The organism is Arthrobacter sp. zg-Y750 (assembly GCF_020907365.1).
GTDB lineage: Bacteria > Actinomycetota > Actinomycetes > Actinomycetales > Micrococcaceae > Arthrobacter_B.
In genome coordinates this window covers 26,427-49,609 of the sequence record NZ_JAJJOC010000012.1, presented here as the reverse complement: position 1 = coordinate 49,609, position 23,183 = coordinate 26,427, and the positions used below count along the sequence as shown (strand labels likewise).

Annotated in this window: 21 protein-coding genes; 7 read left to right on the top strand and 14 right to left on the bottom strand. The window is 65.3% G+C overall.

Features of this window, described 5'->3' with window-relative positions:
* Positions 1-94 precede the first annotated feature (94 nt).
* Positions 95-709 carry a type IV toxin-antitoxin system AbiEi family antitoxin gene (locus LOC57_RS07575; protein WP_227926214.1) on the top strand — a complete coding sequence of 205 codons (615 nt, stop codon included), beginning with the start codon at positions 95-97 and terminating at the stop codon, positions 707-709.
* A 20-nt stretch (positions 710-729) separates the two neighbouring features.
* Here the strand turns inward: LOC57_RS07575 and LOC57_RS07570 are convergent, their stop codons facing one another.
* From LOC57_RS07570 to LOC57_RS07535, 8 genes are all read right to left on the bottom strand, one after another.
* Entirely contained in the window at positions 730-3,192 is a 2,463-nt protein-coding gene (locus tag LOC57_RS07570; protein ID WP_442860711.1) for a RelA/SpoT family protein, read from the bottom strand.
* 194 nt (positions 3,193-3,386) lie between these two features.
* Positions 3,387-4,397, bottom strand: a complete 1,011-nt coding sequence (gene secF, locus LOC57_RS07565) for a protein translocase subunit SecF (RefSeq protein WP_227911505.1) — start codon at positions 4,395-4,397, stop codon at positions 3,387-3,389.
* Complete coding sequence (gene secD, locus LOC57_RS07560; RefSeq protein ID WP_229959005.1) at positions 4,397-6,121, bottom strand: protein translocase subunit SecD; 1,725 nt, start codon at positions 6,119-6,121, stop codon at positions 4,397-4,399. The genes secF and secD overlap by 1 nt, the downstream gene beginning before the upstream one ends.
* Positions 6,122-6,214: 93 nt before the next feature.
* A complete protein-coding gene (locus LOC57_RS07555) occupies positions 6,215-6,661 on the bottom strand; it encodes a preprotein translocase subunit YajC (protein ID WP_227911507.1) in 447 nt (148 codons plus the stop codon).
* Between the two features lie 103 nt (positions 6,662-6,764).
* On the bottom strand, positions 6,765-7,856 hold the full coding sequence (gene ruvB, locus LOC57_RS07550) for a Holliday junction branch migration DNA helicase RuvB (RefSeq protein ID WP_227911508.1): 1,092 nt from the start codon (positions 7,854-7,856) through the stop codon (positions 6,765-6,767).
* 1 nt (position 7,857) lies between these two features.
* Positions 7,858-8,484 carry a Holliday junction branch migration protein RuvA gene (ruvA, locus tag LOC57_RS07545; protein ID WP_229959004.1) on the bottom strand — a complete coding sequence of 209 codons (627 nt, stop codon included), beginning with the start codon at positions 8,482-8,484 and terminating at the stop codon, positions 7,858-7,860.
* 73 nt (positions 8,485-8,557) lie between these two features.
* The gene (gene ruvC / locus LOC57_RS07540; RefSeq protein WP_227911510.1) at positions 8,558-9,157 is read right to left on the bottom strand and encodes a crossover junction endodeoxyribonuclease RuvC; all 600 of its coding nucleotides are present in this window, start codon (positions 9,155-9,157) and stop codon (positions 8,558-8,560) included.
* A gap of 11 nt (positions 9,158-9,168) precedes the next feature.
* Positions 9,169-9,927 carry a YebC/PmpR family DNA-binding transcriptional regulator gene (locus LOC57_RS07535; RefSeq protein ID WP_227926209.1) on the bottom strand — a complete coding sequence of 253 codons (759 nt, stop codon included), beginning with the start codon at positions 9,925-9,927 and terminating at the stop codon, positions 9,169-9,171.
* 294 nt (positions 9,928-10,221) lie between these two features.
* Between LOC57_RS07535 and LOC57_RS07530 the strand changes: the two genes are divergently transcribed.
* Together LOC57_RS07530 and LOC57_RS07525 are read left to right on the top strand one after the other, a co-directional pair.
* The gene (locus LOC57_RS07530) at positions 10,222-11,493 is read left to right on the top strand and encodes a Mur ligase family protein (protein ID WP_227911512.1); all 1,272 of its coding nucleotides are present in this window, start codon (positions 10,222-10,224) and stop codon (positions 11,491-11,493) included.
* Positions 11,490-12,236: a type 1 glutamine amidotransferase gene (locus LOC57_RS07525; protein WP_227911513.1), complete on the top strand. Its 747-nt coding sequence runs from the start codon at positions 11,490-11,492 to the stop codon at positions 12,234-12,236. Before LOC57_RS07530 ends, LOC57_RS07525 begins: the two co-directional genes overlap by 4 nt.
* A 21-nt stretch (positions 12,237-12,257) precedes the next feature.
* Here LOC57_RS07525 and LOC57_RS07520 read toward each other — a convergent pair whose 3' ends face one another.
* Positions 12,258-13,136 (bottom strand): hypothetical protein, encoded by an 879-nt coding sequence (locus tag LOC57_RS07520; protein WP_229959002.1) that lies wholly within the window; start codon positions 13,134-13,136, stop codon positions 12,258-12,260.
* Positions 13,133-13,699, bottom strand: a complete 567-nt coding sequence (locus LOC57_RS07515) for an RNA polymerase sigma factor (protein WP_229959000.1) — start codon at positions 13,697-13,699, stop codon at positions 13,133-13,135. Before LOC57_RS07515 ends, LOC57_RS07520 begins: the two co-directional genes overlap by 4 nt.
* A gap of 155 nt (positions 13,700-13,854) precedes the next feature.
* On the opposite strand from LOC57_RS07515, the gene LOC57_RS07510 reads away from it, so the two are divergent.
* On the top strand, positions 13,855-15,192 hold the full coding sequence (locus tag LOC57_RS07510; protein WP_229958998.1) for an APC family permease: 1,338 nt from the start codon (positions 13,855-13,857) through the stop codon (positions 15,190-15,192).
* Here LOC57_RS07510 and LOC57_RS07505 read toward each other — a convergent pair.
* Positions 15,189-15,740, bottom strand: a complete 552-nt coding sequence (locus LOC57_RS07505; protein WP_229958996.1) for an NUDIX hydrolase — start codon at positions 15,738-15,740, stop codon at positions 15,189-15,191. The genes LOC57_RS07510 and LOC57_RS07505 overlap by 4 nt on opposite strands.
* A 138-nt stretch (positions 15,741-15,878) precedes the next feature.
* Here LOC57_RS07505 and LOC57_RS07500 point away from each other — a divergent pair, with 138 nt between their 5' ends.
* Both LOC57_RS07500 and LOC57_RS07495 read left to right on the top strand, forming a co-directional pair.
* Positions 15,879-16,190, top strand: coding sequence for a hypothetical protein (locus LOC57_RS07500; protein ID WP_227911518.1), 312 nt, complete (start codon positions 15,879-15,881; stop codon positions 16,188-16,190).
* Between the two features lie 131 nt (positions 16,191-16,321).
* The gene (locus LOC57_RS07495; RefSeq protein ID WP_227926202.1) at positions 16,322-16,825 is read left to right on the top strand and encodes a GNAT family N-acetyltransferase; all 504 of its coding nucleotides are present in this window, start codon (positions 16,322-16,324) and stop codon (positions 16,823-16,825) included.
* Between the two features lie 614 nt (positions 16,826-17,439).
* Here the strand turns inward: LOC57_RS07495 and LOC57_RS07490 are convergent.
* From LOC57_RS07490 to LOC57_RS07480, 3 genes are all read right to left on the bottom strand, one after another.
* Positions 17,440-17,832, bottom strand: a complete 393-nt coding sequence (locus LOC57_RS07490; RefSeq protein ID WP_229958994.1) for a nucleoside 2-deoxyribosyltransferase — start codon at positions 17,830-17,832, stop codon at positions 17,440-17,442.
* 221 nt (positions 17,833-18,053) lie between these two features.
* A complete protein-coding gene (locus tag LOC57_RS07485; protein WP_229958992.1) occupies positions 18,054-19,517 on the bottom strand; it encodes an HNH endonuclease in 1,464 nt (487 codons plus the stop codon).
* Between the two features lie 198 nt (positions 19,518-19,715).
* Positions 19,716-20,972: a CapA family protein gene (locus LOC57_RS07480; RefSeq protein WP_229958990.1), complete on the bottom strand. Its 1,257-nt coding sequence runs from the start codon at positions 20,970-20,972 to the stop codon at positions 19,716-19,718.
* 116 nt (positions 20,973-21,088) lie between these two features.
* Here LOC57_RS07480 and LOC57_RS07475 point away from each other — a divergent pair, with 116 nt between their 5' ends.
* Entirely contained in the window at positions 21,089-23,113 is a 2,025-nt protein-coding gene (locus tag LOC57_RS07475) for a M3 family metallopeptidase (protein ID WP_229958988.1), read from the top strand.
* Positions 23,114-23,183: the final 70 nt, after the last annotated feature.

Sequence of the window (23,183 nt, the reverse complement as noted above, 5' to 3'; positions counted from 1 at the left end):
GGCCTTCCTGCGCAGCTAAAGCCCCGCCGGCACGTTATCCACAACGTGCCGGCGGGGCTTTTGCGTTGCCCCGGCAGCAGCCACGCTGGTGTCCATGCCTGCGCCTGCACCCTTGTTTCCCTATCCGGGAGCCCTCCCCCGGATCACTTCCACCGGCGGAGCCCTGTTCACCGCCGGGGACGCCTTCCGGCACGAAGAGCTGCAGGCCATGGCGATGGACGGGTTGCTCAGGCACGTCTACGCGGGGACCTTCGTGCGCTGGGACGTCCAACCGGACCCGGTGGTCCGCGCCTTGGCTGCATCCCGGGAACTGCCCGCGGGCCTGCGGCAGCGGGTGTCGCTGGGCTGGCTCACTGCGGCCTGGATCTATGGCTGCGCACCGCGCCCGCTGCGGCTGGACATCCTGGCTGACAGGCGACGGCGGACCGGAGCGTTGCCGCCGTTCAGCACGGCGGTCCTCCACGAAGTGCTCCTGGGGCCGGCCGACCGGGTGGACGTGGGAACGGTGTCGGTGACTTCGCCGCTGCGGACCGCCGTCGACGTCGCACTCCATGTCCAGGGACAGGAGGCCGTGCCCGCGCTGCAGCGGCTCGCCGCGCATCCCGGCCTGGGCTGCCGGCTCGATCTGGTGCGCCGCGCCATGGAAGCCGGGTCACGCGTCCCTGGCAAGGCGGCCGCCCTGGAAAAGCTGGCGGCCGCCTCGGCCTAGTGCGTGCCCGGGGGCCGGTGCTATACCCGCCGCTGGGACCCTGTGGTCCGGTACACATCGAAGACGCCGTCGATCTTGCGTACGGCGCTGAGGATGTGGCTGAGGTACTTCGGGTCCCCCATCTCGAAGACGAACTTCGACATGGCCACGCGGTCGCTGGAGGTGTTGACGCTGGCGGAGAGGATGTTCACGTGGTTTTCCGACAGCACCCGGGTGACGTCGGACAGCAGGCTCTTGCGGTCCAGGGCCTCCACCTGGATTTCCACCAGGAAAACGCTGGACTGGGTGGGCGCCCATTCCACCGGCACAATGCGGTCCGGTGTGGCCCGCAGTTCCTGCACGTTGCGGCAGTCGCTGCGGTGCACGGACACCCCGGAGCCGCGGGTGACAAACCCGATGATCGGATCCGGCGGGACGGGGGTGCAGCAGCGCGCCAGCTTGACCCACACGTCGCCGGTGCCGCGCACGGTGACACCGGAGTCGGTGAACTTCGGGCGCCGGGCGGCCGTGGCCACCGGGGTTTCGGCCAGATCCTCCTCGGCACCTTCATGGCCGCCCATCAGGCCGACCAGGTGCTCAATGACGTTCTGCGCCGAGGTGTGCCCGTCGCCCACGGCCGCATAGAGTGCCGAGATGTCCTGGTGGTGCAGCTCCTCGGCCACTGCCACCAGCGCGTCGTGGGTCATCAGCCGCTGCAGCGGAAGGTTCTGCTTGCGCATTCCGCGCGTCAGCAGGTCCTTGCCCTTTTCAATGGCTTCTTCGCGGCGTTCCTTGGTGAACCACTGGCGGATCTTGTTCCGGGCCCGCGGGCTCTTCACGAAGCCCTGCCAGTCCTGGCTGGGACCGGCGCCTTCGGCCTTGGAGGTGAAGATCTCCACCCAGTCACCGTGCTGCAGCTCGCTGTTCAGCGGAACGAGTTTGCCGTTGACGCGGGCACCGATGGTCCGGTGCCCCACCTCGGTGTGCACCGCGTAGGCAAAGTCCACCGGCGTCGACCCGGCCGGCAGGGCCATGACCTCGCCCTTGGGGGTGAAGACAAACACTTCGCGGGCATTGATCTCGAACCGCAGCGAGTCCAGGAACTCATCCGGATCCGAAGTTTCCTGCTGCCAGTCCACCAGACTGCGGAGCCAGCCCATGTCATCGGCGGTTTCGGGCGACTTGCTGCCGTCTTTGTACTTCCAGTGCGCAGCCACGCCGTACTCGGCCCGGCGGTGCATGTCATGGGTGCGGATCTGGATCTCCACCGGTTTGCCGCCCGGACCGATCACCGTGGTGTGCAGCGACTGGTACATGTTGAACTTCGGCATCGCGATGTAGTCCTTGAACCGTCCCGGCAAAGGATTCCACCGGGCGTGCAGGGCGCCCAGCGTCGCATAGCAGTCCCGTACGGAGTCGACCAGGACCCGTACACCCATCAGGTCATGGATGTCGTCGAAGTCTTTCCCCCGCACGATCATCTTCTGGTAGATGGAGTAGTAGTGCTTGGGCCGGCCGGTGATGGTCGCCTTGATCTTCACCGCATGGAGGTCATCGGCAATCTGGGAGCGGACGGTACCCAGGTACTTTTCACGCTCGGGCGTCCGGTCCCCCACCATCCGCACAATTTCGTCGTAGACCTTCGGGTGCAGTGCGGCGAAGGAAAGGTCTTCCAGCTCCCACTTGATGGTGTTCATGCCGAGGCGGTGCGCCAGCGGTGCGAAGATCTCCAGGGTTTCGCGGGCTTTCTTGGCGGAGGACTCCGGCGAGACAAACCGCCAGGTCCGCGCGTTGTGCAGCCGATCCGCGAGCTTGATGACCAGCACGCGAATGTCCTTGGCCATGGCGACGACCATTTTGCGGACCGTCTCGGACTGGGCTGCGTCACCGAAGGTGACCTTGTCCAGCTTGGTGACGCCGTCCACGAGCATGGCCACTTCCGGGCCGAACTCACGGCGCAGCTCCTCCAGCGTGTAGCTGGTGTCTTCCACGGTGTCGTGCAGCAGGGCCGCCGCCAGCGTGGTTCCGGTCATCCCGAGCTCGGCGAGGATGGTGGCCACGGCCACAGGGTGCGTGATGTAGGGATCGCCGCTCTTGCGCTTCTGCCCTTCGTGGCTGCGTTCAGCCACCACGTAGGCCCGCTGGATCAGGTCCAGGTCTTCCTTGGGGTTGTTCACCCGGACGGTGCGCAGCAGCGGTTCGAGCATGGGTGAATACCCGGGGTTGCCGCGTCCGGCGAGGCGGGCAAGCCGGGCGCGCGTGGAGCCGCGACGGCCTGTTGGGGGTGTCCGTCCGGCGCCGGGCTTGGCCGCGGCGGCTGCAGGAGCGGGAGCCGCTACGGGAGCCACGGCTGCACGGGCCGGAGCCTGCACGGAGTCAGCCGGGGTGGGGACAGCCGTGTCCGGCGCCGCGGCGTCAGGAGCCGCGGCGGCCTGGGGCCCCGGATCGATCCCGGCGGCGCGGCTGTTCCCTGCCCCATTGGCAGGTGTTGCGCTGTTGCCCACTGCCGACCTTTCTTCGAAAAATTCAGTACAAGTGCCCTGTCAACCAGTCTAAGCCTGCCCGCACCGCTTAAACCGCAGGTTCCGCACTCCCGGCAGGGAGTACGGAACCGTGGGGTTTATCCGTGAGCAGTTCCGGTGCGGGACTGGACTCCCGGAGGTACTGGACTCCCGGAGGTACCGGACTCCCGGAGGTACTAGGCGTCGGCGACGGCCGGCGTCTTGCCGGCGCGGCGTTCTTCGACGCGTTTGGCCTGCTTGCGGATCCCGGCCTCGTTGCGGCGCAGCCATGCGTACATGGGCGCTGCGATGAAGATGGTGGCAATGGTGCCCAGGATGATCCCGACAAACAATGCCAGGGACAGGTCCTTCAGGGTGCCTGCACCCAGCAGCAGGGCACCAATGAACAGGATGGAGGCCACCGGAAGCACTGCCACCACGGAAGTGTTGATGGACCGGACCAGGGTCTGGTTGACGGCCAGGTTCACTTCCTCGGCGAAGGTCCGCTTGGTGCGCTTATCCAGGTCCTTGGTGTTTTCGCGGACCTTGTCGAAGACCACCACGGTGTCATACAACGAATAGCTGAGCACGGTCAGGAACCCGATGATGGCCGACGGCGTCACCTCGAAACCGCTCAGCGCGTACACACCGGCGGTCACCACCATGACTACCAGCAGTCCGGTGACGGCAGCCAGCGACATCTTCCAGGTCCGGAAGTACAGAGCCATCAGCACCGCGGCCAGCGCCACGAACACGATCAGGCCCACCAATGCCTGCCGGCTGACGTCGCTGCCCCACGTAGGACCGATGAACGTGGAGGTGACCTCGTCCTGGCTCACGCCGTAGGTATCGGCCAGTGACTCCTTGACCTGGATGGTCTGGTCGTCGCTGAGCTTCTCCGTCTGGATCCGCATGGTGCCCGGGGCAATGTTGGTGACCTTCGGGTCTGCGGTGCCGGCCACCTCGGCTACGGCTTCCTCACCGCGGCCGACATCGGTGTTGGCCACGTTGGAGACCGTGAACTCGGAACCGCCGCGGAACTCGATACCGAGGTTGAAGCCACCCTTGGCCACCGGGATGAGGATGGAAATGACTACGGCAACCCCCGCGATCAGGAACCACAGCTTCGCTTTGCCAACGAAGTTGTAGGACCGCTTTCCGGTGTAGAGGTCATTGCCGAATGCGGCGAAACTGGGGAGCTTGCTCATTACTCGCCGTCCTTCTCGGAGCTGCGGCCGCTGCCGGCCATGGAGTCGTGCTTTTCGGCAAGCCGGCGCTCGGCAATTGTCATCCGGCGCTCGGCTTCCTTGGCAGCGGCCTTGTTCTTGCCGCGCAGGGCCGGGGCATCGCCGGGCTCGCGCATCCGGCCGGCACCGCGGTACAGCGGCACCGCGCCCAGCCTGCTGGCATCCAGACCGGAGAACCGGTGTCCTTCACCGAAGAACTTGGTGCGGGCCAGCAACACCATGGTCGGGTGCGTGAACATAAAGACCACGATCAGGTCGGCGACGGCGGTCAGTCCGAGGGTGAACGCGAAGCCGCGCACGTTGCCAACGGCAACGAAGTAGAGCACGACGGCGGCCAGGATGTTCACTGCCTTGGAGGCCAGTACGGTGCGCTTGGCCCGCTTCCAGCCGGTGTCCACAGCGGAGACCAGTCCGCGTCCGTCGCGCAGTTCGTCGCGGATGCGTTCAAAGTAGACGATGAACGAGTCCGCTGTCTGGCCGATGGCGACAATTAGGCCCGCCACACCGGCCAGCGACAGCCGGTAGTTCTGGCTCCAGCCCAGGATGGCGATGGCCAGGTAGGTCAGCACACCGGCAACCACCAGGGACGCGATAGTGACGAAGCCCAGTGCGCGGTACTGGAAGAGCGAGTAGACGGCCACCAGGATGAGGCCGATCAGGCCGGCGATAATGCCCATCCGCAGCTGGTCGGCACCGAGGGTGGCGGACACCTGCTGTTCGCTCTGGATGTCGAAGCTGATCGGCAGGGCACCGTACTTCAGCTGCTCGGACAGCGCCTTCGCGCTCTCCTGGGTGAAGGTGCCGGTGATCTGTGCGTTGCCGTCGGTGATCACGTTGTTAACCGTGGGTGCAGAGATGATCTGTCCGTCCAGGACAATCGCGAACTGGTTCCGCGGATCGCCCTTGAAGGTGATCAGCCGCTCGGTGACTCCACGGAACGCGTCAGTGCCCTCATCGTTGAAGTCGATGTTGACGGCCCACTGCCCGGTGGAAACACCGTTGCTGCTCTGTGCTATTCCGAAGCTGGCGGTGGAGATATCCGCACCGGGAACTTCCACCGGACCCAGGATGTACTTTCCGGCCGTGCCGGGTTCGCACGCGACCATGGGCTGGTCCGCCGGCGCCTGCTCCGCGTTGGCGATGGTGTCCGGGTTCAAGCAGTCGGTGGTTTCGAACTCGGTCTGCAGTTCCGGGGTAATCCAGTTGGTGTCCGACTTGTCCGTCGGCTCGGCTGACGGCGTCGGCAGCTGCTCAGCGGGAGTCGGGTCGGTGACCGCTGCTCCCTGTCCCCCGCCGCCGGCCAGGACCGGGCGGAACTCCATCTGGGCTGAGGCCTGGATGAGTTCGCGGGTTTCGGCATCCGGGACACCCGGCAGCGAGACCACGACGTTGCGGTTGGACTGCGTGCTGATCTCCGCTTCGGAGACGCCGCTGCCGTCCACGCGCTGGCGGATGATCTCCACGGCCTGGTCCAGCTGCTCGGCAGTGATTTCATTGTCACCGCCCTGCACCTCGGGTGCCAGGATCATCTGGGTGCCGCCCTCAAGGTCGAGGGCAAGCTTCGGGGTCCAGCTGGCGTTGCTCCACATGGAGCCTCCGCCAAGCAGAAGGGCAAGTGCAGCAAAAATGACGCCCAACCAGATGAGCGTCTTTTTGGCGGCCGAGCCGGGGCCGGTACGGGGCATAGGGAATATTCCTTAAGGGCGAAGATCACCGGAACCGTTCGGGCTCCGGTGAGGCAAGCGGGACCGCAATGCCCCGCTTGGCTCGTGGAGAGTCTAGTTCTCTTTTTTCTCGTCGCGGTTCAGGCGCTTGAGTGTTTCTTCGGGAGTCTCGTCCTGCGGGGCGGCTGCGTCGCGGGCGACAGTGGCGTCCGTGCTGCCGTGGGGGTCCTTGCCGAGGGTCAGCGAAGAAGCGTCGTCGGGAACAACGGTGCCTTCTGTTTCCGCGTCTTCCTCAGCGGCCGGGACAGTGACTACCTTGGTCAGCGCCTGCAGGTGGACGGTAGCCGTGTTGCCCGGGGAAAGCTCCAGGACGGCCTTGTTCTCTTCCTGGTCCACGGAAACGATCCGGCCGAAAAGCCCGAACTGGGTCATGACCTCGGTGCCCGGAACCATCTGGGAGCGCTGCTGGGCCACCGACTGCGTCGTCTTCTTCTGCTTGCGGAACATCATGATCACGAAGACCACCAGGAGCAGGGGAAGAAGGAGATCAGTGGGATTCACGTGGGGAGTTCCATTTCTGTTGGGGAAGGTTCAGGCATTTCCGGGCATCGCGCCGGGACCGTGCCGTAGGGCCAGTCTAAGGGGAAAACGTGGAAGGAACCTGTTAAGTTTCCAGAGGCGTCCAGTCACCGGCTCCGGCCGCGGTGGCCGTGCCGGGTCCGGAGAACATGTTCGCGGGCATGGCCGCGGCCACGTGTTCGGGCATTTGCAGCCCCAGGTGCTCCCAGGCCGCGCGGGTGGCAATCCGGCCCCGCGGGGTCCGGCCCAGCAGCCCCTCGCGGACCAAGTAAGGCTCAGCCACTGTTTCAACCGTTTCCGGTTCCTCACCGACGGCGATGGCCAGGGTGGACAGGCCCACCGGGCCGCCGTTGAATTTGGTGATCAGGGCGGTCAGCACTGCCCGGTCCAGCCGGTCCAGGCCAAGCACATCCACTTCGTACATATCCAGGGCCGCGCCGGCCGAACGGGCGTCAATCTGTTCGATGCCGTGGACCAGGGCCCAGTCGCGGACCCGCCGCAGCAGCCGGTTGGCAATACGGGGCGTGCCGCGGGAGCGGCCGGCCACCTCGGCGAACCCGGCCGAGTTGACCTTCATATCCATCAGCATGGCTGAGCGGCGCAGCACCAGTTCCAGCTCGTCCGTGGAATAGAACTCCAGGTGCCCGGTGAAGCCGAAACGGTCCCGGAGCGGGCCGGGCAGCAGGCCGGCACGGGTAGTGGCACCCACCAGGGTGAAGGGCGGCAGCTCCAGGGGAATGGCCGTGGCGCCGGCTCCCTTTCCCACCACAATGTCTACCCGGAAATCTTCCATGGCCATGTAGAGCATTTCCTCGGCCGGCCGGGACATCCGGTGGATTTCGTCCAGGAACAGCACCTCGCCCTCGGTCAGGGAGGACAGGATGGCGGCCAGGTCGCCGGCGTGCTGGATGGCCGGTCCGGAGCTGATCCGCAGCGGCGCGTTCATTTCCGCGGCGATGATCATCGAAAGGGTGGTCTTGCCAAGGCCGGGCGGACCGGAAAGCAGCACATGGTCCGCGCTGCGGCCGCGCAGCCGGGACGCTTCCAGGACCAGGGACAGCTGTTCGCGGACGCGTTTCTGCCCCACGAAGTCATCCAGGTTCTTGGGCCGCAGGGCGGCTTCTATGGCTTTGTCGTCCGGGTCCGGGCCCGGGGCGACCAGTGATTCAGCGGACATGTCAGCCGGCCTTCCGGCGTGTGGATGCGCGGGCGCCGTCGGTGCCCAGACGTCGCAGGGTCAGCTTCAGGATCTCGCCCACGTTGCAGGTTGCGGCGACGTCGGGGTGTTCGGCAGCGGTGTCCTCGATGGCCGTCGTGGCATCCTTTTCGGACCAGCCCAGCCCGGTCATGGCTGCCAGCACCTGCTCCTGCCAGCGCGGGGCGGCAGGGTTTTCCGTTGTTCCGTGCGGCACCAGCTTGTCCGCCAGTTCCAGGACGATGCGCCGGGCACCCTTGGGGCCTATGCCGGAGACCTTACTGAAGGCCTTGTCGTCTCCGGTGGAGGCGGCCACGCGGATGGCTTCGGGGGTATGCACGGCCAGGACGGCCAGCGCGATCCGCGGCCCGACACCACTGACGCCGAGGAGGATTTCGAACACCTCGCGCTGGTCGGCGTCGGAGAAGCCGTAAAGGGTCATGGAGTCCTCGCGGACAATCATGGCCGTGTGGACGGACGCTTCACTTCCCGTGCGCAGGGTGGCGAGGGTCTGGGGCGTGGCCTGGACGAGCATCCCGAGTCCATGGACATCGATGACTGCCGAATTGAGGCCCACGTGTGAAACGACCCCGCGGAGGGAACTGATCATGAAGGAACTCCAGAGGCTGTATAGAACATATCTACGAATACCCTACTTGCTGGTGCCCGCATTCCCCTGCTGTTCAGTAGCTTCCGCGTTTTGCGCGTGCTTCCGCTTCCGCCCACAGCCGCTGCGCCGCCGTCATGCCGGTGTTCGGTGCGGTGCCCCGGGATGCCGAACCGGCAGTGGGTCCGGGGCCGGCTACGCCGCGCCGCCAGGCGTGCGTGATGGCCAGGGCCAGGGCGTCGGCGGCGTCGGCGGGCTTGGGCATTTCGTCCAGCCGCAGGATCTTGGTGACCATCTTCCCCACCGCGTCCTTGTTGGCCGAGCCGGATCCGGTGACCGCCGCCTTGACCTCGGTGGGTGTGTGCAGGGCCACGGGAATGCCGCGCCGGGCCGCGGCGGCAATGACGACGCCGGAGGCTTGGGCGGTGCCCATCACGGTGCTGACGTTGAGCTGGCTGAAGACCCGCTCCACCGCCAGGACGTCCGGCCGGTGGGTATCCAGCCACAGTTCGATGGCTTCGGAGATCACCAGCAGCCGGGCATCCAGGGCGGTTCCGGCCACGGTGCCTACAACACCGACGGCCACGAGGGTGGCCCGGCGGTTCCCTTCGACCTCAACTACCCCGAGGCCGCAGCGGGTCAGGCCGGGGTCCACCCCCAGGACGCGTAAAGACACTGAATCGGCGCTTAGTCGTCTTCTTCAAGCTCGGCCATGACTGCGGCCGGGATGTCAGCGTTGGAGTACACGTTCTGCACGTCGTCGAGCTCTTCGAGGGCGTCCACGAGCTTGAGGAACTTGCGGGAAGCATCGGCATCCAGTTCCACATGCATGGAGGGTACGAATTCGGCTTCGTCGGTTTCGTACTCGATGCCGGCTTCTTCCAGGGCACCAACAACGGCGCGCAGGTCCTGCGGCTCCGAGATGATCTCGAAGTTCTCGCCGGACTCCTTGACCTCATCTGCGCCGGCATCCAGCACGGCCATCAGCAGGTCATCTTCGGTGAGGCCGTTCTTGGGCAGGTTCACGACGCCCTTGCGGGTGAACATGTAGGCCACCGAGCCCGGATCGCCCATGTTGCCGCCGTTGCGCGTTACCGCCAGGCGCACCTCGGATGCTGCGCGGTTCTTGTTGTCCGTGAGGCACTCGATCAGCAGGGCCGAGCCCTGGGGACCATAGCCTTCATACATGATGGTCTGGTAGTCGACGGCCTCGCCCAGCAGGCCGGCACCGCGCTTGACGGCACGGTTGATGTTGTCGATGGGCACAGAGGTCTTCTTGGCCTTTGAAACGGCCAGTTCAAGGGCCGGATTGCCCGCCATGTCGGCGCCGCCGGCACGTGCTGCAACTTCGATGTTCTTGATCAGCTTGGCGAAGGACTTGGCGCGCTTGGCATCAATTACGGCCTTCTTGTGCTTGGTGGTTGCCCATTTAGAGTGGCCCGACATGCTCTACGCTTCTCCTAAAGATCCTGTGGATAAAAAGTCCGGCCGCCCACCGCCTGCCTTGGGCCGCGGGAATACCCGCCCAGACAGGGACACCGGCTGGCTTCCCGAACGCACTGCCATAATTCTAGCGACCGAATCCCGTTCCGGCGGCGGAAACGCTGCCGCACTTTCCCTTGCGGCCCCTGCTGCCGCTCCGGCCCGGGTCAAAAACACCGGTTCCCGTCCCGCTTTGCGTGCAGCCTCACGCCGCCCCGGCCCGCCTGCGGACAGGGCGGTGCGCTATATTCAGTAACCATGAGTTCTTTCTCCATCCTGGTCGGAAAACTGGTCCGCAGTGCCTCCAAACTGCGTGGCGGCGGCTCCGCCCTGCCGGGCCTGGTGGTGGAGAAAATCGACCCCGACTTCATCCGCCGCACCCTCGCGGACCTGCCGCTCGGCGTCGCCGTCGTCTCCGGCACCAATGGCAAAACCACCACAACCAAGATGGTGGTGGAGCTGCTCGAGAGCCAGGGCCTGAAGGTCTTCACCAACCGCACGGGCAGCAACTTCACCCGCGGTGTAGCCGCGGCCCTGCTGGGCGAGGTGAATATGCGCGGCCGGCTGGATGCCGACATCGCCGTCCTGGAGCTGGACGAGGCGCACGCGGTGCACTTCGTGAAGCTGATCCAGCCGCGCTACAGCCTGCTGCTGAACGTGCTGCGGGACCAACTGGACCGGTTCGGCGAGATCGACAAGACCACTCGGCTGCTGGAGCAGATTGCCCGTGCCACCACTGAGACCGTGGTGTTGAACCGGGAGGACCCCCGGGTCGCCGGCATTGCCGAGTCCCTGACTACCCAACGCGCCGTGTACTTCGGCCTGGATGCCTCGCTGCGCAGCACCTTCCCCAATGACGACGAGATGCGCGGCAGCCTGGCCGAGGCCCTGGCAGCCACGCAGGAAGCCGACGTCGTCCTGACCCGTGTTGGCGAGGCGGATGCCGATTTCCTGGTCGACGGCGCAACCCGCACCTCCGGCCTCAAGCTCCGAGGCGTCTACAACATCTTCAATGCCGCTGCTGCGCTGGCCTTCGCCAGGACCATCACCGGCAAGGACACCGACGCCGAGGCACTGTTCACCGCGCTGTCCAACGTCGAGCCGGCCTTCGGGCGCGGCGAATCACTGACGGTCAACGGGCAGCCGCTGGAACTGGTGCTGGTGAAGAACCCCAGCGGTTTCCGCCTCGGGCTGAAATCTTTTGCGGCTCACGGCTACTCGACCATGATTGCCATCAATGACAATTACGCCGACGGCCGGGACATGTCCTGGCTATGGGACGTGGACTTCGAATCCCTCGCCGACGGCGGCGTGGACGTGGTCAGCGGTGTGCGCGCCTATGACATGGCGCTGCGCCTGAAGTACGACGACGTGCCCGTACGCACCGTAGAACCGGACATCACGGACGGCCTGAAGCGTTTCATCAAGGACTCCCCCGGGGTTCCCATGCGGATCTTCTGCACGTACACCGCCATGTTGGCCGTGCGCCGGGAACTCTCCAAGATCACGAAGGTAGAGGTGGTCTCATGACCGAGGACCGCACCATCAAAATCCTGCAGCTGTACCCGCGGGAAATGAACATTTACGGCGACTGGGGCAACGTCCTGGTGCTGAAGCAGCGCCTGAAATGGTACGGCTATAACCCCGTTGTGGAGGAATACAACGCCGGGGACACCTTCCCCGAGGGCGTGGACATCATTGTGGGCGGCGGCGGCCAGGACAGCGGGCAGGTGGTGATCCAGCAGGACCTCCAGGAACTCGCGCCCACGCTGCGGGCACTGGCCGACGACGGCCTGCCGATGCTGGTGATCTGCGGCCTGTACCAGCTGTTCGGGAAGTTCTTCAAGACGCACGAGGGCACGCTGATCCCGGGGATCGGCATCCTGGACCTGGAAACGCACGGCGGCGATGTGCGGCTGATCGGCAACGTGCTCTCGGTCAGCAGCGAGTTCGGCGAGATCCACGGTTACGAGAACCACAGCGGCCAGACCTTCCTGGGCCCCGGCGTCGAGCCGTTGGCCGAGGTGCGCAAGGGTGAAGGCAACAACACCAAGGACAACACCGAGGGCGCCCGGTATAAGAACGTGGTGGCCAGCTACTTGCACGGCTCCCTGCTGCCCAAGAACCCGGCCATTGCCGACTTCCTGATCCAGCAGGCCGCCATCCGGAAATTCGGCAGCTTTGAGCCGACGCCGCGCTCCGAAGAGGACCTGGCCGAGCTGTCCAAGCTCTCCGAAATGGCCCGGCAGCACGCCGGGCAGCGGCCGAGGTAGTTCGCGCGCGGGGCGCAGGGCCTAGAAGCTGAGTTCCTGGGTCCCGGTGGTTCCGTCGCGGTAGGTGACATTGACGGTTGTGCCACCACCGGATGCGTCCTGGAGTTCGGCGCCGGGCAGCCACAGGGCGAAGTGTCCTTTGAACACGGTCGCAGCCACTTCCTCACCCGCGATACTCGTGTACGTCACTCCCACGACGTCGTCGCCGGCTCGCCCTGAAGCTATCGAGATTGGTTTGTTCCTGATCATCCCGGTTCCCAGCTGGGTGGGCGCGAGGGATCGAGCAGCGGGATCGGTTTCGGCGCCGAGCCTGCCGATGGAGCCGATCATGCCCCCGTCGAACAGGGGCGCGGAACCATCGGTGATGCAGGTCGCTTCGAAACCGTCGGCGCCGGTAAGGACCACGGTCATCCACTCACCGCGGCGCTCCGCGATAGCCACCTCCGCGGCGGCAAGGTCCTGTGCATACATCCCGTCCCCCGTGTTTTTGTTCGATGCCATGCAGTCCGCCGCGGCCTCATCGAGGTCGGCTCCGGAAAGGGTTACCGGGTTCGCTGTCCACGTAGCGAATGCTGCATCACCGCCGGAAAGCGAAGGGAGGACGAGCAGCCCGGCCGTGGCGGCTGCGGCCAACCCGCCGAGGACGACGGCGCGCCGACGTCGGACGGGCGCCCCGTGCTTCTGCCCCCGGAATGGGTCATTCCTTCCAGCCCTGGTCGGCTCCCCAACCCCGACCTTGGCCGGAACCGTCGCGGGCGCCGTCGCCGTCGTCCTCCGTGCAGTGCTGCCAGCGAGGATGTGCTCGAGGTCGGCCTGCGCCCGTTGCGGACGGGCGTCCGGGGCTTCATTCGCTGCGTCCATGCTGCGCAGCATTGTGTCTATGTCCTGAAGGCGTTTCATGGCGTTGCCGTCCTTTCGGGTGCTGCTGCTGACCTGCTGGAAGGGTCCGGAAGATGATCAATGAGCAGGCGCAGGGCGCGGCGTGCGCGGCTTAGCCGGAGCCGGTAGGCCACCGGGGATATGCCGAGCACCACGGCCGCCTGCGGAGCGGAAAGGTCCTCGAAGACTGACAGGCCTAGTGCTTCCTGGTGCACTGCGGACAGGAGATGCCACGCGCGGCTGAGGTCGACCCGGCTCATCACCGCATCCTCGTGCGAGCTGCTGTAAGGCTCACCGCCAATGTCACTGAGCCGGACGCCGAGGGCCTGCCGGCGCTGCTCGCCGCGCTCGGCATTCAACATGACGTTCCGGGCGATTCCGAACGTCCAGGCCCGCGCGTCGTCGTGGTTCCGGGGAACCTCGGCAAAGCGGCGCCATACAACGAGGAACGCATCCGACACCACGTCTTCGGCCAAAGCCGCGCTTGTGCGCCGTTGCACGAACCGGAGCACGTCCGGGTACACCGCTGTGTACATAGCCCGGAAAGAGTCCGCCCGATCAGCGGGCGCTGAAAGATCATCCATACCCATACATGTCCCCCATGGGCCCAAGTGTGTCGCACGGGAGGCAAAGTTGCCCTTCCCGAGTTCCAGCCCAAGGGAAGTGCTTCGTTAATTCCGGTGTTGAAGATTCCATCCAAGTAGTTGCGCTGGGACGGCAAACACCATCCAATAGTCCAATGACGGACGATACCGGCACAGCCACATCAAAACCACAAACCGGACTGAAGCGGGCAATCGGTGCACCGCTGCTGTTCGCGTTTATCGTGGGCGACACCCTCGGCGCCGGTATCTACACCCTCGTGGGTACCATGGCCGCCGACGTCGGTGGCGCGATCTGGATACCCCTGCTGATCGCCCTGGTCGTCGCGCTGCTCACTGCCACGACCTACGCGGAACTGATCACCAAGTACCCGCATGCCGGCGGAGCCGCCCGCTACGCCGACCGGGCTTTCGGCATCCCCTACGTGTCATTCCTCGTCGGTTTCCTCATGATGGCCTCAGGAATCACCACAGCCGCTGCCCTCGCGAACGCCTTCGCAGGCGATTACCTCACGGCGCTCATCGACGTGCCGGAAGCGCCCGCAGCGGTGGTGTTCATCATCCTGCTGACTTTGATCAATCTTCGCGGCGTCAAAGAGTCCCTCACCGCGAACCTCGTAGCTTCCGTCATCGAGGTATCCGGCCTCGTCATCGTCATCGTCGTCTGCGCCATCGTTTTCGGCTCCGGCAACGGGGAACCATCCCGGCTACTGGAATTCGCGCCGGACGTCCCTCCCCTCCAGGGCGCCTTCGCCGCATCCATCGTCGCCTTTTTCTCCTTCCTCGGCTTTGAGGCGGCGGCAAACATGGCCGAGGAAGTACGTAACCCCTCCAAGGCCTACCCCCGCGCATTGTTCGGCGCCATCTGCACCGCCGGGGTGGTGTATCTCCTGATCGCTCTCGGCGCCGTCATTGTTATGGACCCGACGGAGCTGGCCGATTCCACCGGACCCCTTCTCGCCGTCGTCGCCGCCAGCGGCGTCGCAATCCCGCCCGGACTCTTCAGCATCATCGCGCTGATCGCCATCGCCAATGGCGCACTGCTGTTTATGGTTATGGCCAGCCGCGTCGGCTACGGATTGGCCGAAGCAGAACTGCTCCCTCGTGCCTTCAGCCGCGTGCTGCCGGGCCGCCGCACCCCGTGGGTCTCCATTGTGGTCGTGGCCGGACTAACGATTGTCCTGACCCTCACCGGAAATGTCGCCTCGTTGGCCGAAACCACCGTGCTGCTGCTGCTCCTGGTGTTCCTGTCTGCCAACGTCAGCGTCCTCATCCTCAAAAAGGACAAAGTGGACCATGACCACTTCAGCGCCCCCCGGTTCATGCCGGTCCTCGCGATCATTGCGAGCATCGCACTCCTCACCCAACAAAGCGGGACCATCTGGCTCAGTGCCGCCGTCTACGTAGCGATCGGGTCCTTGTTGTTCCTCGCGGCCCGGGCCCGACGCAAGCACGAGGAGCGATTGAGCGCTTAGCTGACCTGGGCCCCCGGCAAAGACCTAGCCGTATCCCGCACGAGTTCCAGGCGCGTGCTGAATCCTTCCGGCACTTGGGACGGTAATTCGTTGACCGGGAACCAGCGGACGGCCTCGCTCTCCTCACTCACTGAAGTCACCGCCTCCGGGCTCACGACCGCGGCAAACCCCACATCCCAATGAGCCGAACAAGAGAAACCCGCCTGCAGATCGTGGCGGTCAAGATCCATGATCTCCCGGGCAAGCAGTAGAAGACCGCTGATTCCAGACTCCTCGCGGGCCTCCCGTTGCGCCGCGTCCGCAACCGATGCATCCTCCGGTTCGATGTGACCGCCGAACTGCACCCAGAACTGCCCCTTGCGATGGAAACACAGGAGAACGTGATCGAATGCGGGAGAAAACACGAAACACGACCCCGTGACATGTTCCGGGCCACCGTCCCTGCGCAGTGAGGCGTCCCCTGCCGTGTTCAGGAACCCGAGATACTTATCTCGCAGTTTTGATTCGGGAAGAGTCCGGAGGCTGGTACGCAGATCATCAAGGGGCATACCCACATTTTGCCGGATTCCTCACGGCTACCTGTTCCATGTAGGTGGGTCTCCGTCCGGCGCGGCATTGATACCGCCGCAGCCTGCGCCCATACTCAGTCCCAAACATGTGGGAAAACCGTCCAACCAAGGAGTGAGATGTCGGGTACAGCACTGGCCAGGTCAACGATGAGGTTTGGAACCAGGTTCGGTATCGCTGCCGTCGTCCTGATAGTTCTTGGTCCATTCATCAACAGGAACTTCGGCGTCGGAGACGCCGCGAACCTCTTGCTTCCCTCCATCGTGGAATCAGCGCCCGCTGCAGTGCTGGTATCGCTGATGTACCTAGTCTTGCTGGGGCTGTGCGTGCTGTTCGGGGCCGCGCTGATCACCGCGTCCCTGGTTATCCGCCATGCGGAAATGAGCGATGAATCTGCACCAATCGAGGAATCCGAATCCCACGCGTTCTGACTCCCGCGTTTCCCGTCTCCCGTCCTATCTGTCGGCCCGCGCCTGAATGCTCAATGTCGTCCAGGTCCGACGGCCGTGAGTATTACTGTGGACTGATGTTTAGGACGCATCAGCTTAGTGAAGATGTCAGCATGCGCGTTTTACGCCTGACGGATGCGAAAGCACTTACCGCAGCGTACGTGCGCAACCGGGACTACCTTTCACACTGGGAACCGGTTCGCCCCGAGGACTACTACACCGAGGTTTGGCAGGCCGATGACATATCCGGTCGCCTGGCTGCGAATGAAGCCGGCGCGCAGTATCCCTTTGGCCTGTTTGCCGGCGACACCGTCGTGGGCAGATTCAACCTCGCAGGAATCGTGCGTGGACCCTTCCAGAGTGCCGGTCTTGGCTACTGGGTGGACGGCACATACGCCGGCCGAGGACTGGCATCGGCTGCCGTCCAGGTGATCGTCGAAACGGCCCGCGACGAACTCGGGCTGCACCGCATCGAAGCGAGCACTCTTCTGCACAACACGGGCTCGCAGCGGGTGCTGCTGAAAGCGGGATTCCAGCAAATCGGAATGGCGCCGCGATACCTGCAGATTGCCGGAAAATGGCAAGACCACAATCTCTACCAGGTACTCCTGCATTAGGCCCCTTGCCCGCTCACCGGTGTCTCATTAGGTACTCCTCAACAATCGGCCACCAATGCTGGTGCGCCAGCTCGATCCGCGCTCGGCCAACCCCAAACCATTCGCCGTCTACGACGGGCTGAGCGGTATCAGTGACCAGAAACACCGGGACATGAGCCCATGGGGCCGGGTATCCATACGTTTCGTCAGGTGCGGGGACGACATTCCGGATAAAACCGATACAACGAGTGGCAATTTCCGTCGTCCCGAAAATGTCCCGCAAGAGTCGGTTAAGCCCCTGGGACACGGGCTCATGATCAAGACCGGAATACAAATAACGGGTCGGGATATTCGGTCCCTTGGATGTTGAGACGCAAAAAAATTCAGCTGCGCCGTCTTGGTCGCGTCGTACTAGCAGCAACCGGGTGACGATCACCGAATCATCGATCCGGCAGCCGTCACCTACCCAAACCTCCGCAGAACTGCCAGGCGGCAACCACGCAGCCTCTCGCGTGCTCCCGATTAACCGTGCGCCAGTCATGCCGTTCATGGTACGAGGAATGGTTGCCGGGGCGGACCTACCCGGCGCTGGCGTGGCGGGGTGCGTGGCATGCAGCCGGAGGCTCGGCCGGGAGTCAGACAGCGGCGACGGTCACGTCTTGACCAATGATCATGGTGATGAGGTCGTCTAGGGTTCCGTGGCTCTTCTCCAACTCGGGCAGGTGGTAGAACGTGCTGGTGGTCTCAAGGTTGTTCATGACGTCGGTCGGCGAATGCAGGATTGTCCGTTTGCCTTGAGCGATCGCCATGCCAAGCTCAACATGCGTGCCCTTCCCGCCTGGAAGCAGGATTACAACCACGTCGGCACCTATCACCGCATCCCGCTCACGCTGCCCGATGGAGCGCAGATCGGCGAGGGTGACTGTACCCGCGTCGCGCGCCGAGGCGTTCCGGGTCCAGTCGTACGTATTGATGTAGCCCCTGCTTTCCAAGGCGTGCGCGACGTAACGGACATTGACGATGTTCATAAAGCCGGACGCAACATAGAACCTTTTCACAACCACACCCCCTAGAGTTCGTTCGGCACTTAGTCGGATCAGCAACTCCAAGAGTCCCTGTTCGGCTGCGGTGCGATTCGTTCGAAGACTGAAAGTACCAGTTCAATCGTGGATGAAGCTGCAGGTGCTGCAGCGTAAACCGCCGTCCCCGCCCGCAGCGTTAGCCATGACGGCAGCCCTGGCAGCTTTCCTCATTCCGTCTCACCGGGCAGCGGAGGCGCTGTGGAACGGTAACGGCGCCGGGTGGGAGTGGTGATCTCGACGGTGTGCCGTGGCGGGGAAGCCGTAGCCGGCAGACCGGCGCCGTGCTTTATCACCACCGACTTCCATCCCGGTGCCTCCTTCGCCTGGTTGCAGGACTCGCACAGACCCTGCAGGTTGCCGGCATCGGTGCTTCCTCCGGCACGATGAGGCTGAATATGGTCGCGGTGGCGGATGGGTGCGCCGCACCACGGGGTGCGGCAGAACTGGTCCCGGGCTTCGATGAACCGGGCCAGGGACTCCGGGGCATAGCGCGCTTTGGAATCCATCCCGATCAAGTCACCTGTTGCCGGAGCCGTATACAGCCGCCGGAGCCAAAGCCCCGGTGATTGTTCCCCGCCGTCGGAGCGGCCCCGGGCAGACAATTCGCCGCCCTGCCGGGCCTGGCCGGTTGCTGCTGCAGCGGCCGTGCCAACGGCATCGCGCGCCCACATGGCAGGAACGATCCCGTATCCGTCCAGGTGCGCCGGCTCAGCGGATCCGCTCAGCAGCGTGCGGTCGGTCATCACCAGTTGGACCTCCAGCGGCACGCGATCAGCCCGTGAGAGGCCGGTAATGCGTTCCACCATGGTGTCCGCCATGATCTGTCCCCGGCCCCTCGTGTCGCCGTGTGCCCGCAGCGAGTCCGCTTCCCGGCTCAGTGCTGCATACACGGCTACCCCTTGGGCGACCGGCAGCAGGCCGGTCACATACGTCATGGTGTCCGGCGCCGGGCGGCAGGAAACGTACCGGTCGGCCGCTGCCTTCGCTGCCCGGCGGACGATGGCCTGCTGGTCGATGCGGTAGGTCAGTTTCCGGATCCGGGCGATCAGGCGGCGGTCGCCCAGACCCTCCAACTCGGCAGGATCCCCCGCAATGTCCTTATCCACCAGCCGCCGGTCCTCCACGGACAGGCAGGCGGTCTCCCGCACCAGCAGGGTGGCCCGCCACTCGCTGATCCGCCCTTCGGACAGAGCCTGCAGGGTGCAGGGCATTTCCTCAATCAAAGCGTTGGCGAAGCCCAGAATCCGCCCGCCCCGGGCCGGTGATTCCCTGCGGGCCAGCGCGATCTGGGCACCCACTCCCCTGCCCTGCTGCTCGCGGGGCATCCCGGCCCGCGCATGCGCCCGGCGGATTGATCCGTCAAGCGCGACGGCGACCCTCGCCTGGGCAGCGCTGGCGGCCGCTTTTAGTTCCTCCAGAACGCGAAGCTGATCCACCAGGCCGGCATCTGCCTCACCGCCTACCGCAGACAAAGAGGCGGGGCTAGACAACCTGCGGATCCAACCGGAAACGGTCTCTACGGCTCCCACCCCGGATACCGCCCCGGAAACCGGGATGGGAGCCGCATTGGGCTGGTCCACCGTGGCCGGTACCTCAGCAGCCGCCCCTCGAGAGATTGATGATTCGAACATGTGTTCGAGTTTATGGAGTGGGCGAGGCGTTCCAAACCGGATACTTTTTCTTGTTCACAACGCCGCAGACGCACTGTCCTGTGGAGGCATGGGCCCTCCGACCCTCCCGCGCTCCCCCGCTCCAGCCTCCCCGCGTACCTCCCAGCCTTCCCGCGTACCTCCCGTCCGCCCCGTCCGCCCCGCCCCCCGCTTCCCCCGCTACTTCCCCGCCCCCTCCCGCGACACCAACCACTCGTGCGCCCCGGCGCCGGCCGCCCCCAGGGACTCAACCACCGAAACAGTCCGAGCCCGGACGGCTTCGCGCTGCCCGGCCGGAGCACACTCCCCCTGCGGCAGGTCCGCAGCCACTGAGCACCAGCGATACGGGTCCCGGACAATGACCGACGGCGCCCAGGCCAGATCACTCACGGACCACGCGCCGTCGTCGTCGCGGGCGAACTGGGCCCGCACTATCAGGCCCTCGTTGTTCACGTCATACCATGGCGAAAGTTCCGTGACGGCGTTGCCCAGGCCGTAGGCAATCCAGGTGCCGTTGTAGTTTTCGATGGGCAGCACGGAGTGGGTGTGGTGGCCGTAAACGAAGTCGAACTCCCCGCTGTCCGCGAGGGCATGGGCGGTTTCCACCTGCTGGCTGTTGGGCAAGGACGCGTATTCCTCACCGGCATGGATGGCGCCCACGACGACGTCGGCCCCCTGGGCGCGTGCCTGCCGCGCCTTGGCGATCATCGCCTCGGCATCGAGCAGATCCACCTGCCACGGATACTCAGCTGCCAGCCCGTTCAACCCGTACGTCGCCTCGATGACCGCCACCTTGCCGGCCGGAGCGGACAGGATCATCGGCCGGCCCGCCTCTTCCTGCGAAGCGTAGGACCCGGTGTGCGCCAAGCCGAGCGAATCCAGCACCCCCAGCGTGCGGTTCAGCCCCGCCGTGCCCGCATCAACTGTGTGGTTGCTGGCCGTCGTGCAGGCCCGATAGCCGACAGCGGCCGCTGCAGTGAGGATCTGCGGGGGCACGTTGAACATCGGATAACCGGAATACGGGCCGCCGGGTTCGGCCACGGGCGTCTCCATGTGGCAGACGGCCAGGTCCGCTGCGGCAATGTAGTCCACCTGCCCCGCCAGCAGCGGTTCGAAGTCCAGCGGGCCCTTCCCGGTGGCGGCGGCATCGGCCGCGGCCTGGTCCCACAGCTGCGGATGGACCAGCAGGTCCCCGGCCAGCATCAGCGAGAAGCAGTCCGCGGCCGGGCACGCGGGCCCTTTGCCGGGGATGGCGGGAGCAGCGGTTGCCGCGGGCGACGACGACGCCGGCACCACACGCTCCCCCTCGCCATCATCCCCGTCCTCCGCGGCCATGCAACCGCCCAGCACCAGGGCAACCAGCAGCATTCCCGCCGTCGCTGCCGCAACCCGGCTCGAACCAAGGCCCGGACGCCCCACACGTGCGTTGCGTTTCACGAATCCCCCAGGGAATATGCCCCCAAGCCTGCGACTGCGGGCAGCGGGGAATCGGCCCGATCTTACGGGAGGGTCACATTGGTTTGGAATAGGCCGGTGTGCCAGTCTTGGGCCTTATGGACACCCCTTTCCTCACTCCCAGCACCCTCCCGTATCAGCTGCCCCCGTTCGCGCAGATCACCGAGGACACCTTCCTGCCCGCCTTTGAGGCCGGCATCGCCGAACATGCCGCGCAGATCGAGGCCATTGCGGACAACCCGGCGGCCTCCGATTTCGCCAACACCATCGCCGCGCTGGAAGCTTCCGGGCAGCAGCTCGGGCGCACCGCCGTCGTCTTCTTCACCCTGTGCGCCGCCCACGCCACCGAGGGCGTGCAGCGGATCCAGCAGGAAATCGGACCCCGGCTGGCCGCCCACGAGGATGCCATCTACCTGAACCGGCAGCTTTTTGAACGGGTAGAGGCCGTCGCCGGACAGGTCGACGGGCTGCACGCCGAACAGTCGCGGCTGGTCTCCGAATACCGTCGCCACTTCATCCGTGCCGGGGCGCAGCTCGACGACGCCGGGCAGGCGCGCATGCGGGAACTGAATGCGCGGCTTTCCGAACTGGGGACGGAGTTTTCCCAGCGGCTGCTGAAGGACACCAACGATTCTGCCCTGGTAGTGGACACCGCTGCCGAGCTGGCCGGGCTCTCCGACGACGACATAGCTGCAGCGGCCTCGGCAGCCAACGAGGCAGGGCATGAGGGCAAGTACCTGCTCTCCCTGGTGCTGCCCACGCCGCAGCCCGCCCTGTCCTCGCTGACCAACCGGGAGACCCGCCGCCGCCTGCACGAAGCCTCCCTGCGGCGCGGCTTCCGCGACAATGACCGCAACACCCTGTCCGTCGCGGCCGAAATGGCTGCGCTCCGGGCGGAGAAGGCAGCCCTGCTCGGTTTCGCGAACCACGCGGAGTACGCCACCGACAACCAGACGGCCCCGTCCCTGGACGCCATCCACGAGATGCTGGACAAGCTGGCGCCGGCCGCGGTGCGCAATGCCCGTGCCGAAGCCGAACTGCTGCGCGAAGCGGCACGCCGCGACGGCCATGAGCTGGCAGCCTGGGACTGGGCCTTCTACTCGGAGCAGGTCCGCAGGGAGAAGTTCGACGTCGACCTTGCCGCCCTGCGCCCGTATTTCGAACTTGAGCGTGTGCTGCACGACGGCGTTTTTTATGCCGCCAACCGCCTGTACGGACTGACCTTCACGGAACGCAAGGATCTGGCCGGCTACCACCCCGATGTCCGGGTATGGGAAGTCCATAACGCCGACGGCACCGGGCTGGGCCTGTTCCTGGGCGACTACTACACCCGCGATACCAAAAACGGCGGGGCCTGGATGAATTCCCTGGTACACCAGTCGCGACTGCTTGAGGAACCGCCGGTGGTCATCAACAACCTGAACATCTCCAAGCCGGCCGCGGGCGAACCCACCCTGCTGACCTTCGACCAGGTGGTGACCGCGTTCCACGAATTCGGCCACGCACTGCACGGACTGTTCTCTGACGTGACCTATCCGCAGTTCTCCGGCACGGCGGTGCCGCGGGACTTTGTTGAGTACCCCTCCCAGGTGAACGAGATGTGGATGCTGTGGCCGGAAGTGGTGGCCAACTTCGCCCGGCACCACGTCACCGGTGAGCCGCTGCCGCAGGACGTCATCGACAAGGTCCTTGCCGCCTCGACCTGGGGCGAGGGCTTCTCCACCACCGAATACCTCGGTGCCACGCTGCTGGACCTGGCCTGGCATGAACTGGCGCCCGGCGAAACCGTGGAAGACCCCGAAGCCTTCGAGGCACGTGCCCTGGCCGCCGCGGGAGTGGACCTGGATCTGGTGCCCCCGCGCTACCGCACCGGCTACTTCAAGCACATCTTCGCCGGCGGCTACGCGGCTGCGTATTACGCCTACATTTGGAGTGAAGTGCTCGACGCCGACACGGTGGAGTGGTTCAAGGAGAACGGCGGCCTGACCCGGGAAAACGGGGACCGGTTCCGGACCGAGCTGCTCTCGCGCGGCAACAGCATCGATCCGCTGCAGGCTTTCCGGAACTTCCGCGGCCGTGACGCGGAAATCCAGCCGCTGCTGGACCGCCGCGGACTGGCCTAGGAGTTCCAAGGGCCGGCAGACGCAAAGGGCGGAACCGGTTCACCGGTTCCGCCCTTTGAACGTCTGCAGC

Coding starts and splice junctions, on each gene's coding strand:
- LOC57_RS07575 (WP_227926214.1), top strand. CDS start 95: ATGCCTGCGCCTGCACCCTTGTTTCCCTATCCGGGAGCCCTCCCCCGG.
- secF (WP_227911505.1), bottom strand. CDS start 4,397: ATGAGCAAGCTCCCCAGTTTCGCCGCATTCGGCAATGACCTCTACACC.
- secD (WP_229959005.1), bottom strand. CDS start 6,121: ATGCCCCGTACCGGCCCCGGCTCGGCCGCCAAAAAGACGCTCATCTGG.
- ruvB (WP_227911508.1), bottom strand. CDS start 7,856: ATGTCCGCTGAATCACTGGTCGCCCCGGGCCCGGACCCGGACGACAAA.
- ruvA (WP_229959004.1), bottom strand. CDS start 8,484: ATGATCAGTTCCCTCCGCGGGGTCGTTTCACACGTGGGCCTCAATTCG.
- LOC57_RS07535 (WP_227926209.1), bottom strand. CDS start 9,927: ATGTCGGGCCACTCTAAATGGGCAACCACCAAGCACAAGAAGGCCGTA.
- LOC57_RS07530 (WP_227911512.1), top strand. CDS start 10,222: ATGAGTTCTTTCTCCATCCTGGTCGGAAAACTGGTCCGCAGTGCCTCC.
- LOC57_RS07525 (WP_227911513.1), top strand. CDS start 11,490: ATGACCGAGGACCGCACCATCAAAATCCTGCAGCTGTACCCGCGGGAA.
- LOC57_RS07520 (WP_229959002.1), bottom strand. CDS start 13,136: ATGAAACGCCTTCAGGACATAGACACAATGCTGCGCAGCATGGACGCA.
- LOC57_RS07515 (WP_229959000.1), bottom strand. CDS start 13,699: ATGGATGATCTTTCAGCGCCCGCTGATCGGGCGGACTCTTTCCGGGCT.
- LOC57_RS07510 (WP_229958998.1), top strand. CDS start 13,855: ATGACGGACGATACCGGCACAGCCACATCAAAACCACAAACCGGACTG.
- LOC57_RS07505 (WP_229958996.1), bottom strand. CDS start 15,740: ATGCCCCTTGATGATCTGCGTACCAGCCTCCGGACTCTTCCCGAATCA.
- LOC57_RS07500 (WP_227911518.1), top strand. CDS start 15,879: ATGTCGGGTACAGCACTGGCCAGGTCAACGATGAGGTTTGGAACCAGG.
- LOC57_RS07495 (WP_227926202.1), top strand. CDS start 16,322: ATGCGCGTTTTACGCCTGACGGATGCGAAAGCACTTACCGCAGCGTAC.
- LOC57_RS07490 (WP_229958994.1), bottom strand. CDS start 17,832: ATGAACATCGTCAATGTCCGTTACGTCGCGCACGCCTTGGAAAGCAGG.
- LOC57_RS07485 (WP_229958992.1), bottom strand. CDS start 19,517: ATGTTCGAATCATCAATCTCTCGAGGGGCGGCTGCTGAGGTACCGGCC.
- LOC57_RS07475 (WP_229958988.1), top strand. CDS start 21,089: ATGGACACCCCTTTCCTCACTCCCAGCACCCTCCCGTATCAGCTGCCC.